Source organism: Enhygromyxa salina, assembly GCF_000737335.2.
In the GTDB taxonomy this organism is placed as follows: Bacteria; Myxococcota_A; Polyangia; order Nannocystales; family Nannocystaceae; genus Plesiocystis; species Plesiocystis salina_C.
Map to the genome: position 1 here is coordinate 95,658 of NZ_JMCC02000061.1, position 13,428 is coordinate 109,085.

Consider the following 13,428-nt stretch of genomic DNA (forward strand, 5'->3'; position numbering starts at 1 on the left):
CGCCGCCTGGGCGCGGATGTGCGCGCCATGAACCCCGAGAACCCGCGACGCTCCGGCCGCCACGATCGCCTGTACGACACGGCGGCGGTGGTGGTGTTGGTGGTGATGAGCGTGGTCGCGCTGCTGACGTGGCAGCGGTTTGGGATCACCTGGGACGAGCGCTACCACCTCGAGTATGGCGATCACATCCTCGCGTTCTACGCGAGCGGGTTCGAAGACAAGACCGCGCTGACCTTTCGCATCGACTACCTCTACGGCGGCGGCTTCGACCTCAGCGGCGCGCTGTTTCGCAAGCTCGCTGAACCGCTCGATCAATACGAGGCGATTCACCTGTTTGGCACGATCGTTGGCGTGCTTGGCCTGTGGGGGACCTGGAAGCTCGGCCGCGTGCTCGGGGGTCCGCGCGCGGGCTTGCTCGCCGCGCTGTTCATTGGCGCGACCTCTGTCTACTGGGGGCACATGCCCAACAACCCCAAGGATCTGCCGTTTGCGGTTGGCTATGTGTGGAGCATGGCGTTCTTGCTCGAGGCGATCGGCACATTCCCGCGGGTGCCTCGGGCGCTGGCGATCAAGCTGGCGATAGCGATCGGGCTGGCGATGAGCGTGCGGATCGGCGGGATGCTGCTGGTCTGCTACCTGGTCGCAACGATCGCCCTGTGGGTGGGCCATCAGGGCGTGCTGCGCCGCGACCTAGAGGCGTCTTATCACTACGCGCGGCGCCTGGTGCTGACCGGGATCGGCGTGGTCGCGGGGGCCTGGGCGGTGATGTTGGTGTGGTGGCCATGGGCGCTCTACGACCCGGTCAAGCGCCCGTTGGCGGCCGTGCGGCGGATGTCGCAGTTCATGGATCACCAGCGCAAGATGCCCTTCGCGGGTGAGATGGTGTCCAACTTCGACATCGATTGGCGCTACTTGCCGCACTACTTTGGCTTCAAGATGCCCGAGTTCGTGCTGGTGCTGTTCGTGCTGGGCACGCTCGTGGGCGTGGCCACGCTGGTCTGGCGCGCCCGTGACGTGCGTTGCTTCACCCACAACCTGGTGCTGGGCACGCTGCTGGTCTCGCTGTGGTTTCCGTGGCTGTACGCTGTCTACAAGGGGTCGGTCCTGTACGACGGGCTGCGTCACTTCTTGTTCGTGGTCCCGGTCGCGGTCGCTGGCACGGCTTACTTTGCCGACGTCATCATCACCAAGGCGATCGCCCGGTTTGGCACCAAGGCGGCCCTGGTCTCGGGGGTGATCGTTGGCGTGCTGTGCATGGATCAGTACGCAATGATGATTCGCCTGCACCCGCACCAATATGTGTACTTCAATCGCTTCATTGGTGGGCTCGAGGGCGCGGTGGGGGAGTACGACACCGACTACTACGCCGAGACCTACGAGGACACCTCCGAGCAGTTTGCCCGCCACCTGTGGCAGACCGAGCCCGAGGTGTACCTGAACACGATCTACCGGATCGCCGGGTGTGGTGGCCCGCTCCGCACGATGCGGCGGCTGCCGCCCAACTTCGAGTACCACCGCAAGCGCTACGACTTCTTCATGGGCTACACCCGCGGCAACTGCCACTTGCGGCACCGAAAGAGCCCCGCGATCTACAAGCTCACGCGCGAGGGCGGCCTGCTCAACATCGTCCGGGACCGCCGCGAGGCGAACCGTCGCAACGCGGAGAAGGCCAAGGCCCAGCGAACCCAGTCCAAGAAGAACGCCCGGCCAAAGCCCGTGAAGGACTCGCCATGACCAAGCCCGAAGCCGACAGCGCGAAGGTGCTCGATGCGGCCGCGGCCGAGCTGCGCAGCGCCTATACCCTCATCGCGGATCCGCAGTGTGATCCGATCACGGCCGCGCCGCATGTCCATCGTGCCTGGCAGGCGGTCGCGTGGCTCAGCCGCGGTGAGGTCCCAGACGGCGCGGGGGAGTCGCTCGCGGACTGGCTCGCGGACGAGCAGCTCGAGGCTGTCCCTGCCAAGTCGCGTGAATCGGTTCACGCGACGCTTCGGGTGGTCTGCCAGCACGCCTCGCACACCCAGCCCTGGGTCGACGCCAAGTCAACGCCGCCCGAGCTGCCGTCCACCAAGGCATTGGTGGCCCACCTGCGGGTGCTAGGCGGGGTCATGAGCGCGCTCGAGCAGCGGCAGCGCGGGCCCACGCCAAAGGCTAGGCTCGCCGCGCGCTGGGGCATCCGCGCCGCGTGGTGGGTGGGCGGCGCGACGGCGTTCGTGCTGCTCGCGCTGCGTCCTTGGCAGAACGAAGACGAGGGTCAGTGGCGCGGCGCCTACTACCCCACGCCCGCGTTCGAAGGGGATCCAGATCTGCGCCGTGAGGCCGACGTCGCGTTCGATTGGCGCAAGCAGGGGCCGACCGACTCGATCCCCTCGGATCGCTTCAGCGCCCGCTGGGACACCTGCCTGGTCTTGGAAGAGGACACCGACGTCGCACTGCAGGTCGTCAGCGACGATCGCTCGCGCCTATGGCTAGACGGCGAGGTCGTCGTCGACCACTGGAAAAAGCACAAGCGCGCCGCCAAGGGGGCGCGGGTGTCGGTCGAGGAGGGCACTCACCACGTACGCGTGGAGTTCGTGGAGGACGCCGGCAATGCGTCGATCCATGTGACCGCCTCGTTCGACGAAGACGAGCCGCCCGCCCCGATCCCGGACGACATGCTGGAATTCCCGGGGATGGAGTTTGAAGCCGACGCCAACCCCTGCGACTTGGACTAGCCCGAATCAAGGGCTGCGCGCTCGACTCGGGTTGGGCGCCAATGTGAGCAGGTGTGCGTCTGATGGCTCGAGACCGTGCGTATTTGCGCCGCCCCCAATCGAGTGTCCTATCCGCTTGGTCGATCAGAGCGCGTATTCGACCGACACTCTCGAGTTCGATTTGGTTGATGTGCTCCGCGCTGTACCGTGATAATGTATTGTCGTTGAATCGCCATAGTTGGCGAGCACAGGTAGACGGAGACCGATGAAACCACAGCCACGTACCCCTCGTTGTCGCGGAGCCATCCCGGCGGCCCTCTTGGCCCTCACGACCCTCACCCTCGGTTGCGAGGGACAGATGGAGGATGACTTCGACGACCCGAGCCTGCGCGGCATCGAGATCGACCCGGACCCTGATCCCGATCCCGACCCTGATCCCGATCCCGACCCTGATCCCGATCCCGATCCCGACCCTGATCCCGACCCCGATCCCGACCCTGATCCCGATCCTGACCCCGACATCCTCTTCCAAGACGACGTGTGCGTCGTCGAGCAAGGCGACCTCTGGGGTTCCCACGACGAGGTCCTCGTCGACGCGCTGCTGCGCTGCCCCTCCAGCCGGATCCGTACCCCCGAGGTAGCGATCGACGCGAGCGGGCTGTGGGGCAGGCTCGACGGTCAATACGACGTGCACTTCTACATCGAGCACGGCGACGACCAGATCGACTTCGAGATGCTCGACGAGCTCCCGGGCAACGGCTTCACCGGCCAGGCGCCCGACGGCACTTTGTATCGCTTCACAAATAATGTAGCGAGCTACCTCTACAACCAGGGCAAGGACTGGATCGAGGTTGATGTAGACGGCCTCCCCGAGCTGTTTTGGCCCTACGGCGGCTTCAAGATCCGCCCCGACAGCACCGGGCAGCTCCACGCCCAGTTCGAGACCAACGGCTTTGGGGAGTACCTGTTGTGGGCCGCGAGCCTCGACGGGGGTGAGTGGAGCTGGGCCCAGGCCGGCTCCCTGACGGGCACCAGCTCGATCCGCTACGCGGGGCCCGACGCGTGGGATCGCCCGGTGACCATCCTGCGCAAGGCCAAGAACGGGATCATGCGGTGGACCCTCGACGTCGCCGGTGCGGACGACCTCATCGTCGGGCAACAGGCCGACTTCGCTGGTTTCCTCGCCGCGCCGCCGCGACCCGAGTCTGGTGAAGATGTCCCGATCGCCATGATCCAGCGCATCAACGCCAACAACCTCGCTGTGATCACGGTCGTCGACGGCGACAAGTGGTCGGAGCATCCCATCGCCGCCGACACCCCCCTCGTGCCCAAGTTCTGCGAGATGGCGTTTGGCTCGAACCAGCCAGACTGCCTGCCCTGCGGCTACCAGGCCACAGGCATCGAGGCCGAGACCTTCAGGATCGTGCGCACGAACAAGGGGCCGATCTGGGGCGTGTGGGTGGTCTCGGACGTCACTGCCAACTACGTGTACGACGGCGTGCAAAAGAAGGTCGACTTTTGGACCTGCAGCGCCAACCTCGACAATTCTTCGGTCAACGCGAACGCAACTCTCGTCGTCGCCCAGCTCGCCAGCGACGGCAGCATCTTGCGCTCGGTCGAGCACGACATCGGGAGCATGTGGGTCAACGATCGCCCCGATCGCAAGATCGCAGCGACCGCGTTCGGCGACGACATCGGCGTGCTGATCCAAGTCGACACCGGGCCGAGTGAGACCGCCGGCCGAGTGCTGCGCATCGACACCACCAAGATCGACTGACGCCCTGGGTTCGACCGACGCACGGGTCCCCCTCGCCCCGCCCACCCTCGATGGTGTGGCGGAGGCGATTGCGTGACTCCATGTCCGCGAGGGCCTGAGCGACCCCGACGCTGCACAGATCCTCGAACGCAGGCTCTGAGTGGGGCTATCATGAGGGATGGCCGACGGAATGCAGACGCGGATCGACACACGACGTCGACGTTTGGAGCGAGTGTTGCTCGCAGCCCTTGGTGCACCGCTGGCCTGCGGGCCTGGGCCGGTCGACGGTGGCTCGGGCGAGCAGGGCGACGCGGAGAGTGGGGGGAGCACCGACGACAGCGGTGGGAGCACCGACGACAGCGGTGGCATCGAGCCCGAGCCGTTGCCGGATCCCGGCATCTGCCTGGCCGAGATCGACGCAAACGCGGAGGGAGACTGCGCGGAGAGTCTTGGCTTTCGCTGGACCGTTGGCGGCTGCGAGCCGCTGATCGGCTGCGAGTGCGTTGGCGCCGAGTGTGATCAACTATTTGCGGACCGGCAGACCTGCGACGAGGCCTACCTCCACTGCGTGCTGTGTGACCCGTGCCCCGACGACATGCTGTGCGTGGTCTACTGCGGCGGCGCCGGCTTCATCACCGACATGTTTTGCCTCGAGAGCCACGTGTGCCTCGACGGCTACTCGCCAAACTACGGCTGCCCCTACACCGACGAGAACGGCCAGTCCGTCAGCGCCAACATGACCTGCTCGGGCCTTGGTCGCGCGCTGTTCGACGACGATCCGTTCACCGGGTCACCCGCGTTCGACAACGACCAACAGCGCGCCGCCGCAGCCTGGGCTCGAATCGCCGCGGGCGAGCTGGCCTCGATCGCGACCTTCGAGGCCCTCGCGGCGTGGCTCGAGGCCCACGCCTGCCCGCCCTCGTTCGCCGCTGGCGCGCGCACCTTCGCGGCCGACGAGACCCGTCACGCAGGCTTGGCTTGGTCCATTGCGCAGTCTCTCGATCCTGCAGTCGAGTGGCCCGAGGCCAACACGATCCCGTTCTCGACCCTGCCCACGCTCGCCGAGCTCGTCGAGCACACGGTGTTGTCGGGCTGCATCGGCGAGACCCTGTCGGCGCTCGAGCTCGAGCACATGGCCGCGTGCTGCGAGGACGAAGCGCTCGCGGCCACACTCGCAACCATTGTCGAGGACGAGTCGCGCCACGCCGAGCAGGCCTGGGTGTTGCTCGCGTGGCTGCTCCGCGCCCACCCCGAGCTGCGCGCGGTCGCGGCCGACGCGTTCGAACGGGGGACGCAGACGATGGCGCTGGGCGTCACCGACCCACTCCCGATCCATGGCTTGCTCGACGACGAGACACGCGCCGCGCTTTGGGCCCGTGGCCGCCGTCGGGTCGTGGGGCCGCTCGCGGCTCAGCTCCTGGCGAGCACCAATTTGGTGCGGCCCCATCACGCGCGGGCACTCTCGCGCGTGTTTTGCTGAGCTGCTCAACCGAGGTCGGCGGGGATGCCTTCATTGGCCTGGTCGCCACAATTCGGCATCGGGGCGCGAGTTGGTACCAATTCGGGGGTGGTGCTACGCCCCCTCGGCCATGAACACACGAAAAGTCCTAGTTGCAAGCGCGGCCTCCGTGGTGATTGTTGTGGGGGCGGTAGTTGCTGTTGTTGTCTCGAGGAACGCGGCGGCCCAGGAGCCCGACAACGGGTTTGGACAACAGGCGCCGAGCTGGATCGCCAGCGGCGACTCGGGCGCCCTCCTTGCCGCGCCGCCATGGGTACGGGTCGGCATCGGAGCGAACCCCTCTGCCACGCTTCACGTGGTTGGGGACTCCGTAACATCCAGCCCCGGCACAGGCACACTCGCAGTGGGCGAGCAAGGGGGGCTCCACATGCGCGTGGATCGCAACGACCTGCTGGTCTCGGGGGGCACGAAGGGCACCTACGGTGCCCTCTATCTCCAACGGTACGGCGGACCCATTGTTGTCCACGGGGGGCGCCCCTTGAAGGACCGACTGTACATCACGGTAGAAGGCGACATCGGAGTTGGCACGGCCGATCCGGCGAAGTTTGCCGACGACCGCAAGTTGGGCCACTGGCCGGACGGGGCCGGTCTTCCGAACGGGGTTGTCGCAGTAGACGGGAAGGTGGTTGCCATGGGCCTGAGTGCAAAAAAAGCGTCGATAAAAGAAACGCTCTACGTGGGGCGCCCGGTGCTCTACGACCACTGGGCGGCGGGAGCGGACACCCTCCATGGCGACGCCGTGGTCCAGGTAGCCGGCAAGCTCACAGCCCAGGCGATCGTCGTTCACCAGGATCATTGGGCGGATGATGTGTTCGACGCGGACTATGAGTTGCCGCCGCTCTCCGATGTTGAACGGTACATTCGGAGCGAGGGGCACCTTCCAGGTGTTCCCGTGGAGGCCGAGGTGGCGACGGGCCTCGACCTGGGAGATGTGACGGCGGCGCTGCTGCGCCAAGTCGAGGAGCTGACGCTCCACACGATCGCGCAGCAAAAGCAACTCGAGGAGCTTGGCCGGAAGGTGGCGACGTGCGGGCGCTAGCCGCAGTGGCGGGACTGGTGGTCGTGGTGGCCTGCGAAGTTCCGGGGGAGGAGGAGACAGACGAGTCACCGTCACCCCCGGCGCCTTCAGGCACAACCGCGTTGGTCTTCGAGGACGCAGCCGACGAGAGCATCTTGACGGATGCCTCCAATTTACGCCCTCCCGAGATGACCGAGAGGGAGTACCTCCGGCTGGAACAAGAGGCGGAGCGGGACCAGTACCGTCAAATGTGGCCCCTCGTAAAAATGGCATCTCCTGCGGACCTCGAGCAGCTGCGCGTCCGGTGGTTCATCACGGGCACCGGGGTCACCGTCCAAAATCCGGGGGAGCGGCACTTCCATATCGCAGGACGATTTACCTCGAGTTCGAAGGAGTGCAGGGTTGGCACGGCGTGGCAATACATCGGCCCTCGGTCCTCCGCGATGATCCTCGCACCAGAGGGGACGTGCAAGCCGGACGTGGCCGAGCTGACGGTTGTCGACCGTCAGGGTTTTTACCTGGGCTCGATTGATGTGCAGCGGCCAGCGGAGAATGAGCCGTGAAGCCTCTACGGGTGGTCCTCATGGCGGCCGCGGTATGGTTGACGGCGCCCGCTCCGGCCCAGGGATCCGAATGTGCCAATGGATGGCCCATACCCGCGCACTGCTACCCCGATGTACTGTGTCCGGGCTTTGAGCCGTACTGGGACTGGCGGCGTGGGGTCGTCCTCATAGATGGGCCTGACGTTTCGGGGACCGGAGTGCTGATCAATACCGCAGGCTGCGACAAGGGGCAGGAGGCGTGCGGCACCCCGTACTTGCTCACGGCCAACCACGTCGTCACAGGGGGAGGGGACATCACTGACGGGCAGAGGATAGCGATCGAGACGGAGTCGACGTTCGTCTTCGGCTTCGAGGCCGGTGTTTGTGGAGGCCCCACCGCCAGCGGTGCGGTCGGGATCACAGGAGCTGCGGTGGTTAGGAGCTCGAAGGAGAAAGACCTCCTTTTATTGCGTCTCACGACGACGCTCCCGCACGAACTCGGTGCCTACTTCTTCGGCTGGTGCGATTTGGATCTTTGGCAGGGTGTAGCAATCAGTCATCCCTGCGGTGCGCCCAAGACCATAGCTGTCAGCGAGTTTGGCGAGGTAGATCATGTGAAAGTCTATCAAAAGGATGTGTATGACGTAGCCTGGTGGGAGGAGGGAGCCCTTGCGGCGGGTTCTTCGGGGGCCCCGCTGCTAAGCGAGTCGAGCGGGACCTTGCGGGGGATCTACACAGGTCCAGTGCAGGCAGGATCGGAGGCGTGCAGCGACCCAGGCAACGTCCCAGCGCAGGACCGATTCACGGCGATGTCGACCATTCTGGAGTTCTTGCCCGAAAAGGTGCGAGGAGGAGCAACGTGCGTGGGGACGTACGACGACGACGACTATGGGTCGCTGCTCAGTACCGTGGAGGACGCATCCTATTATGGACCTGGTGCGGTCGTTACCCTCACCGCCAAACACTCGGTGTGGCTCCTGGACGGCTTTTTCGCCGACTATGGCGCCCAGGTCATCGTCGTCACCGGCGCTCCTCCCTGATCGCCGGGCGCGGACGAGGGGAGCCGAGATCAGCATCGCACACAGCATCTCGGCACACTCTCGCTCGCGGGGGGAAACGATCCGCTGCAGGCCTGGGAGTTGATCGCGTGGCTGCTCCGCGCCCACCCCGAGCTGTGCGCGGTCGCGGCCGACGCGTTCGAGCGGGGGACGCAGACGATGGCGCAGGGCCTGACCGACCCGCTCCCGATCCAGCCTGGGCTCAAAGCCTTCCCGCTCTCTGGAGCGCGCGACACTTCCGGTACTTGACAGTTCTAGAACTCGCCAGTACAAGATTGTCGAGCGGCGCTCCTCGGCGACCAAACGCTGTTCAGCGCCCAATCACAAGCAAACCCCATGTCCGTTCAAAGCACCACCCACCTCAACTTTCGCGGCGACGCTCGCGACGCGCTCACCTTCTACCAGTCCGTGTTCGGCGGTGAGCTCACGCTCGTCACCTACGCGGATGCCCACGCTGCTCGGGAGCCGTCAGAGGCGAACCAGGTCATGTGGGGCCAGGTCGCGGCCGAGAACGGGTTCAGCGTGATGGCGTATGACGTGCCGTCGTCGCTGCCGTTCAGCCAGGGCGAGAACGCCTTCTTCGTGTCCGTTCGCGGCGACTCGGAGGCGGAGATCCAGGCGTATTGGAACAAGCTGTCGGAGGGTGCGAGCGTGATTCAAGCGATCGGGCCTTCGGGGTGGGCGAAGATCTACGGCATGCTGAAGGACCGCTTTGGAGTGGTCTGGGTGCTCGACGTCCTCGCCCCCTACGACGCCTCCTGAGCAGGTACGCTACGATCTTCTCAACGTGGCGAAAGATCCGAAGACCTCCACTGAGGAACCCGTCGGCGAAGCCCGCCTCGGTCGCAAGCGCGACCCGTCGCGGGACGCCGACATCTTGGATGCCACGCTAGACGTGCTCGCCGAGGTCGGGCTGAACGGGTTCACGATGGACCTGGTTGCCGCCCGAGCACGAGCTGGAAAGGGCACGATCTACCGGCGTTGGTCCTCGAAGGGCGAGCTCATCGTCGACGCTGTCGGCCACATGAAGCGTGCACAGGTCGACCTCGAGCGGCTCCCCGACACCGGCACCCTGCGGGCAGACCTGCTGGCGCTCTACAAGCCCGAGCCGGTGGAGCTGGGGGAGCGAAAGCTTCGGATCATGGCCAGCCTCGCCGCGATGATGAGCTCCGAGAACGAGGCGCTGGCGACAGCAGCGAACGCGGCGATCGTCGAGCCATGGGCGAGCGCGCACCACCGGCTGATGTCGAGGGCGCGAGACCGCGGTGAGATCTCGCGGGCGGCCGACATCGACACGCTCTCGCAGATCGTTGCGTCGATGGCCGCCTACCGTGCGCTCGTGCAGCGCAAGCCGTTCGAACTCGAGTTCCTGGTCACCATGGTCGACAAGGTCTTGCTGCCAGCCCTGAAGTACGAGCCGACACACGCTGAGTTGTCCGCCGGTTCCTAGAGCGCCGATCCGTTTGGAGACGCACCTGACGACGCGACTCCAAACTGATCGGCGCTCTAGCCTGGCATTTGGATGCCGAGGCTGTCGAAGTACGCCTGCTTGTCGAACACGAAGGGGCCCAGATCGTAGACCCAGTCCCGGTGGAACTGCTCGAAATCGGACCAGACCACAATGTCGTCGAGCACCCGAATGTTGGCGAGCAAGAACCAGCACTCGTCGATCCCGCAGGTGCAGGTCAAGAGCGTAGTCTTGATTCGCCGCGGGTCGTCGTCGTCGGTTTCGAAGGCGCGTACCTCTGCCGAGCCGACCCCGCCGGCGAGCTGGTACGGCGCAGGGAAGCGGGGGAGGTACTCGCCGGCGAAGTTGGCTTCGGCGATCTCCTCGCCAGCTTCGCGGCGCAGCTCGAACTCGGCGGCGACCAAGGGGTGTTCGACGGCGGCGATGAGCTCGAGAAAGTCGCGGCCGTTGATGGCGACGCCGCAGGGCCTGTAGGCATGCTTGCCGCGCCACGACACGGACGGGACGTCGCGAAGCTCGAAGCGATCGCGGTGGGAAGATGTGGCGAGGGCCGCGAGCTCCTCGGCCCCGAGCCGCCGCCGACCTCGAGGCAGGATCAGCAGCTCGTGCCTCACGCGTAGGTCAGGGTGCTCGAGCACGAACTGAGGGCCGGGTTCGAGTGGCAACCAGCCTGCGGCGAGGCCGTCGCGGACATAGCCCGCGACGTGGGCGGGCGTGACCGCGAACGAGCGGCGCGCGGCCTGGTTGAGGGGGTGTGGCTGGGCGTACACCAACAGCGAGGGCCCCGCACCCGCCTCGGCTGCAACGGCGATGATCAACGGACTCCGACCACAGCGCTGACCGGCCGTGGGTCGCTTGCGAATCCGCCAGCGAAACCGGACACCGTCGACCGTGATCGGCCGCGAACCTCGACGCGCAATGCTCACGACACGACGATAGCCGATTCCTGGAAGCCGGGTCGGTCAGGGCACACGCAGATACCCCGAAACGAGTGATGATCTAGCGCGATAGCGGCCGAGCCAGTCGGCGGCGCTGGGGTTCAAAGCCAAGATCTTCGTAGAAGCGCATGGCCCCGGCGTTGATCTCCCAGACCTCGAGTTCGAGCTCGCTCGCGTCGCGCTGCTTCGCCCAACCAGCGACGGCGTCGACCAGCGCGACGCCGAGCCCACGTCGTTGCCAGCGCGGGCCAACGGCGAAGTTGTCGATCAACACGTAGCGACGACCGACGTGGATGCCCTGTTGTGGGACTTCTCGGACGATCGCGTGCGCGAACCCTGCGAGCTCCCCCTCGACCCACGCGCCGATGAGCAGCGCGTCGGTGTCCGCGAGCAGCCCCTCGAAGTACGCGCGCGTGCGCGGCGGGCCAGATTCAGGGGCACGAAACACGTCGGGCAGCGCGTCGCGGTGGACCGCGTCCAGCTCGTCCACACGCGCGAGGTAGGCCTCGTAGTCGGCGGTGCTCAGCGGGCGCAGCTCGGTGGCCATGGCCGCAATCTAGCAGCCCAACTCAGCGAGTGCCTCGGTCGACGCGTGACCCATGATCATATCAGCGCCCAGCTGTCCAGGTCCTCCTGCCGCGCCGAGCGTGCTGGGACTCGGCCTCAGGGGATCGGCTTTCCGTGATCGATTCAACCACGGGTTCGACAGACCCAACGAAGATGAACACCCAGCACAACTTGTTTCGTGACCTCTACAGCGCCATTCCAAGCACCGTCAAGCTGCTCGTCCCGCTCTTGATCGTCGCGCTGATCGGCTACGAGATCTTCGACGCGATCAGGATCTTCGTCCACGACATGTCCCAGCTCCTGACCCTCGCCGATATTCTCTCTGGGCAGGGCTTGAACTCCTACGTTCATCTGGACTGGTCCAACGACGTGCGTACGCTGACGGTCACCGTTGACCGGATACCGGCCAAGTTGAGCGCGGTCCAAGACACGATCCGCACCTTCGCCGAGACGCAGCTGCACGACATCGACGCCATGGTACTGTGTCGACCCGTGGCCAATGGGATGACTTGCGAGCAGTTCCTCTAACGACTCTTGCATGGCGTTCGGCGCAGGGGGGGGGGCGCTTGTCGCGCGATGCTCCCCGCGGTTCCTTGCCCTCGTGATCGCGCTACACTGTCGGGCGTGAGTGACGAAGCCAGGCGCATCTTCGAGGCTGCGATGCGGCTCCCCGACGCGGAGCGTGCTGCCCTCGCTTCCGTACTTAAAGATAGCGTCGGCGAGGGGTCCTCGCTCGAGGAGATCGAAGCAGCTTGGGTCGCGGAGGCCGAGCGACGGCGCGATGATCTGCGGGCTGGGCGAACCAACGCTGTCCCGTGGCAGGATGTCCGCCGCGAGATCTTCGAGATGGTCGAGCGAGCCCGCGAGCAGCGGGCCACCGTTTGAGCAGCAAATGCGACTCGAGTTAACGCCTCGGGCTAGGGCGGAGGCCATGGAAGCTACGGCTTGGTACCTCGAAGAGGGGGAGATCGAGGTTGGGCTTCGGTTCGCGGAGGAGCTTGATCAAACCTTCGAGAGGATCGCCGCGAACCCGTTCGCGTGGACCGAGCTCGAGCGGGGTATGCGGCGTGCGTTGGTCCATGGCTTTCCTACGCGGTGCTCTACTCTGTCGAGGCCGAGCGGGTGGAGGTGTTCGCGGTCATGCATCAGCGTCGCCACCCCGACCAATGGAGGCGTTGAGAGTTGGTGTTGCGGACGACCGACGCCATGAGTACGCCCTCACGAATCGCTTTGTTGGCGATCGGACGTTTGGGTGGGCTGGGGCCTCGAGGGCGCGCCAACGCGGCGTTTCACTTGTGCCGGGTGTGGGGACCACGTCGATCTGGAGTGCTCAGCGGGCGCAGCTAGGAGCCCGTGGTGCAACGCCTCACGCCGCCTCGCTTGGTCTTTCCGCCGAGCTCTTCGTCGCCGAAACTTCCAGTACGCCCGGTACAGGTGCGTTTCGGCTCCTCAATCTCGACGAAAATCCCGGCGCGAGGCGACGCGATGCATTGCACCACGGGCTCCTAGGAGCCATGGCCGCAATCTAACAGCCCAATTCCGAGGATCCAGTCGCGTTGATGCGTGGCAGCGGCCGAGGCCCCGGCTTTCTCGGTCTTGGCGTAGACTATGGCCCCCCTGAGGTGTCGCTCTGCGAACGCCCTCTTGCTTGCCGGTCACCCTCGCCAATGAGCGACAGGAGTTCACGATCCGACCGTTCCACGCCGTCGACTCTGCCATGGAGCCGCGGCGCGCTGGAAGCCAAGCCGCTCCGCAAGGTGGATAGCGCCTTCTTGGTGGCGCAGGTCCTGCGTGAGGCGAACGAGCCCGATGCGGCGGTCGTCGTGGGCGACCGCTACGAGCTGGTGCGCAAGGTCGGCGCGGGCGGGT

The 13,428-nt window shown here is 65.8% G+C and carries 14 protein-coding genes; 12 read left to right on the top strand and 2 right to left on the bottom strand.

Going from position 1 to position 13,428, the window contains the following annotated elements; translation table 11 throughout:
- Positions 1 to 27: 27 nt before the first annotated feature.
- The 9 genes from DB30_RS22845 (at position 28) to DB30_RS22890 (ending at position 10,036) form a co-directional block, all read left to right on the top strand.
- On the top strand, positions 28 to 1,734 hold the full coding sequence (locus DB30_RS22845) for an ArnT family glycosyltransferase (protein WP_052552507.1): 1,707 nt from the start codon (positions 28 to 30) through the stop codon (positions 1,732 to 1,734).
- On the top strand, positions 1,731 to 2,714 hold the full coding sequence (locus DB30_RS22850) for a PA14 domain-containing protein (protein WP_052552509.1): 984 nt from the start codon (positions 1,731 to 1,733) through the stop codon (positions 2,712 to 2,714). The genes DB30_RS22845 and DB30_RS22850 overlap by 4 nt, the downstream gene beginning before the upstream one ends.
- 337 nt (positions 2,715 to 3,051) lie before the next feature.
- On the top strand, positions 3,052 to 4,470 hold the full coding sequence (locus DB30_RS22860) for a hypothetical protein (RefSeq protein WP_205633043.1): 1,419 nt from the start codon (positions 3,052 to 3,054) through the stop codon (positions 4,468 to 4,470).
- Positions 4,471 to 4,681: 211 nt separating this feature from the next.
- Positions 4,682 to 5,929, top strand: a complete 1,248-nt coding sequence (locus DB30_RS22865) for a ferritin-like domain-containing protein (RefSeq protein WP_052552513.1) — start codon at positions 4,682 to 4,684, stop codon at positions 5,927 to 5,929.
- Positions 5,930 to 6,038: 109 nt separating this feature from the next.
- Entirely contained in the window at positions 6,039 to 7,007 is a 969-nt protein-coding gene (locus DB30_RS22870; protein WP_146660167.1) for a hypothetical protein, read from the top strand.
- A gap of 101 nt (positions 7,008 to 7,108) precedes the next feature.
- The gene (locus DB30_RS22875) at positions 7,109 to 7,549 is read left to right on the top strand and encodes a hypothetical protein (protein ID WP_165703904.1); all 441 of its coding nucleotides are present in this window, start codon (positions 7,109 to 7,111) and stop codon (positions 7,547 to 7,549) included.
- Positions 7,550 to 7,803: 254 nt separating this feature from the next.
- Complete coding sequence (locus tag DB30_RS22880; protein ID WP_338082206.1) at positions 7,804 to 8,568, top strand: hypothetical protein; 765 nt, start codon at positions 7,804 to 7,806, stop codon at positions 8,566 to 8,568.
- Between the two features lie 354 nt (positions 8,569 to 8,922).
- The gene (locus DB30_RS22885; protein ID WP_052552522.1) at positions 8,923 to 9,348 is read left to right on the top strand and encodes a VOC family protein; all 426 of its coding nucleotides are present in this window, start codon (positions 8,923 to 8,925) and stop codon (positions 9,346 to 9,348) included.
- A gap of 25 nt (positions 9,349 to 9,373) precedes the next feature.
- On the top strand, positions 9,374 to 10,036 hold the full coding sequence (locus DB30_RS22890; RefSeq protein ID WP_052552524.1) for a TetR/AcrR family transcriptional regulator: 663 nt from the start codon (positions 9,374 to 9,376) through the stop codon (positions 10,034 to 10,036).
- A 56-nt stretch (positions 10,037 to 10,092) separates the two neighbouring features.
- Here the strand turns inward: DB30_RS22890 and DB30_RS22895 are convergent, their stop codons facing one another.
- Positions 10,093 to 10,980, bottom strand: a complete 888-nt coding sequence (locus DB30_RS22895) for a hypothetical protein (RefSeq protein WP_052552526.1) — start codon at positions 10,978 to 10,980, stop codon at positions 10,093 to 10,095.
- A gap of 73 nt (positions 10,981 to 11,053) precedes the next feature.
- The gene (locus DB30_RS22900) at positions 11,054 to 11,539 is read right to left on the bottom strand and encodes a GNAT family N-acetyltransferase (protein ID WP_052552529.1); all 486 of its coding nucleotides are present in this window, start codon (positions 11,537 to 11,539) and stop codon (positions 11,054 to 11,056) included.
- 173 nt (positions 11,540 to 11,712) lie between these two features.
- Between DB30_RS22900 and DB30_RS22905 the strand changes: the two genes are divergently transcribed.
- From DB30_RS22905 to DB30_RS22915, 3 genes are all read left to right on the top strand, one after another.
- A complete protein-coding gene (locus tag DB30_RS22905; protein ID WP_052552531.1) occupies positions 11,713 to 12,087 on the top strand; it encodes a hypothetical protein in 375 nt (124 codons plus the stop codon).
- Between the two features lie 96 nt (positions 12,088 to 12,183).
- Positions 12,184 to 12,444, top strand: a complete 261-nt coding sequence (locus DB30_RS22910) for an addiction module protein (protein WP_052552533.1) — start codon at positions 12,184 to 12,186, stop codon at positions 12,442 to 12,444.
- A gap of 782 nt (positions 12,445 to 13,226) precedes the next feature.
- The coding region (locus DB30_RS22915; protein ID WP_146660176.1) for a hypothetical protein at positions 13,227 to 13,428 on the top strand (202 nt) is incomplete at its 3' end.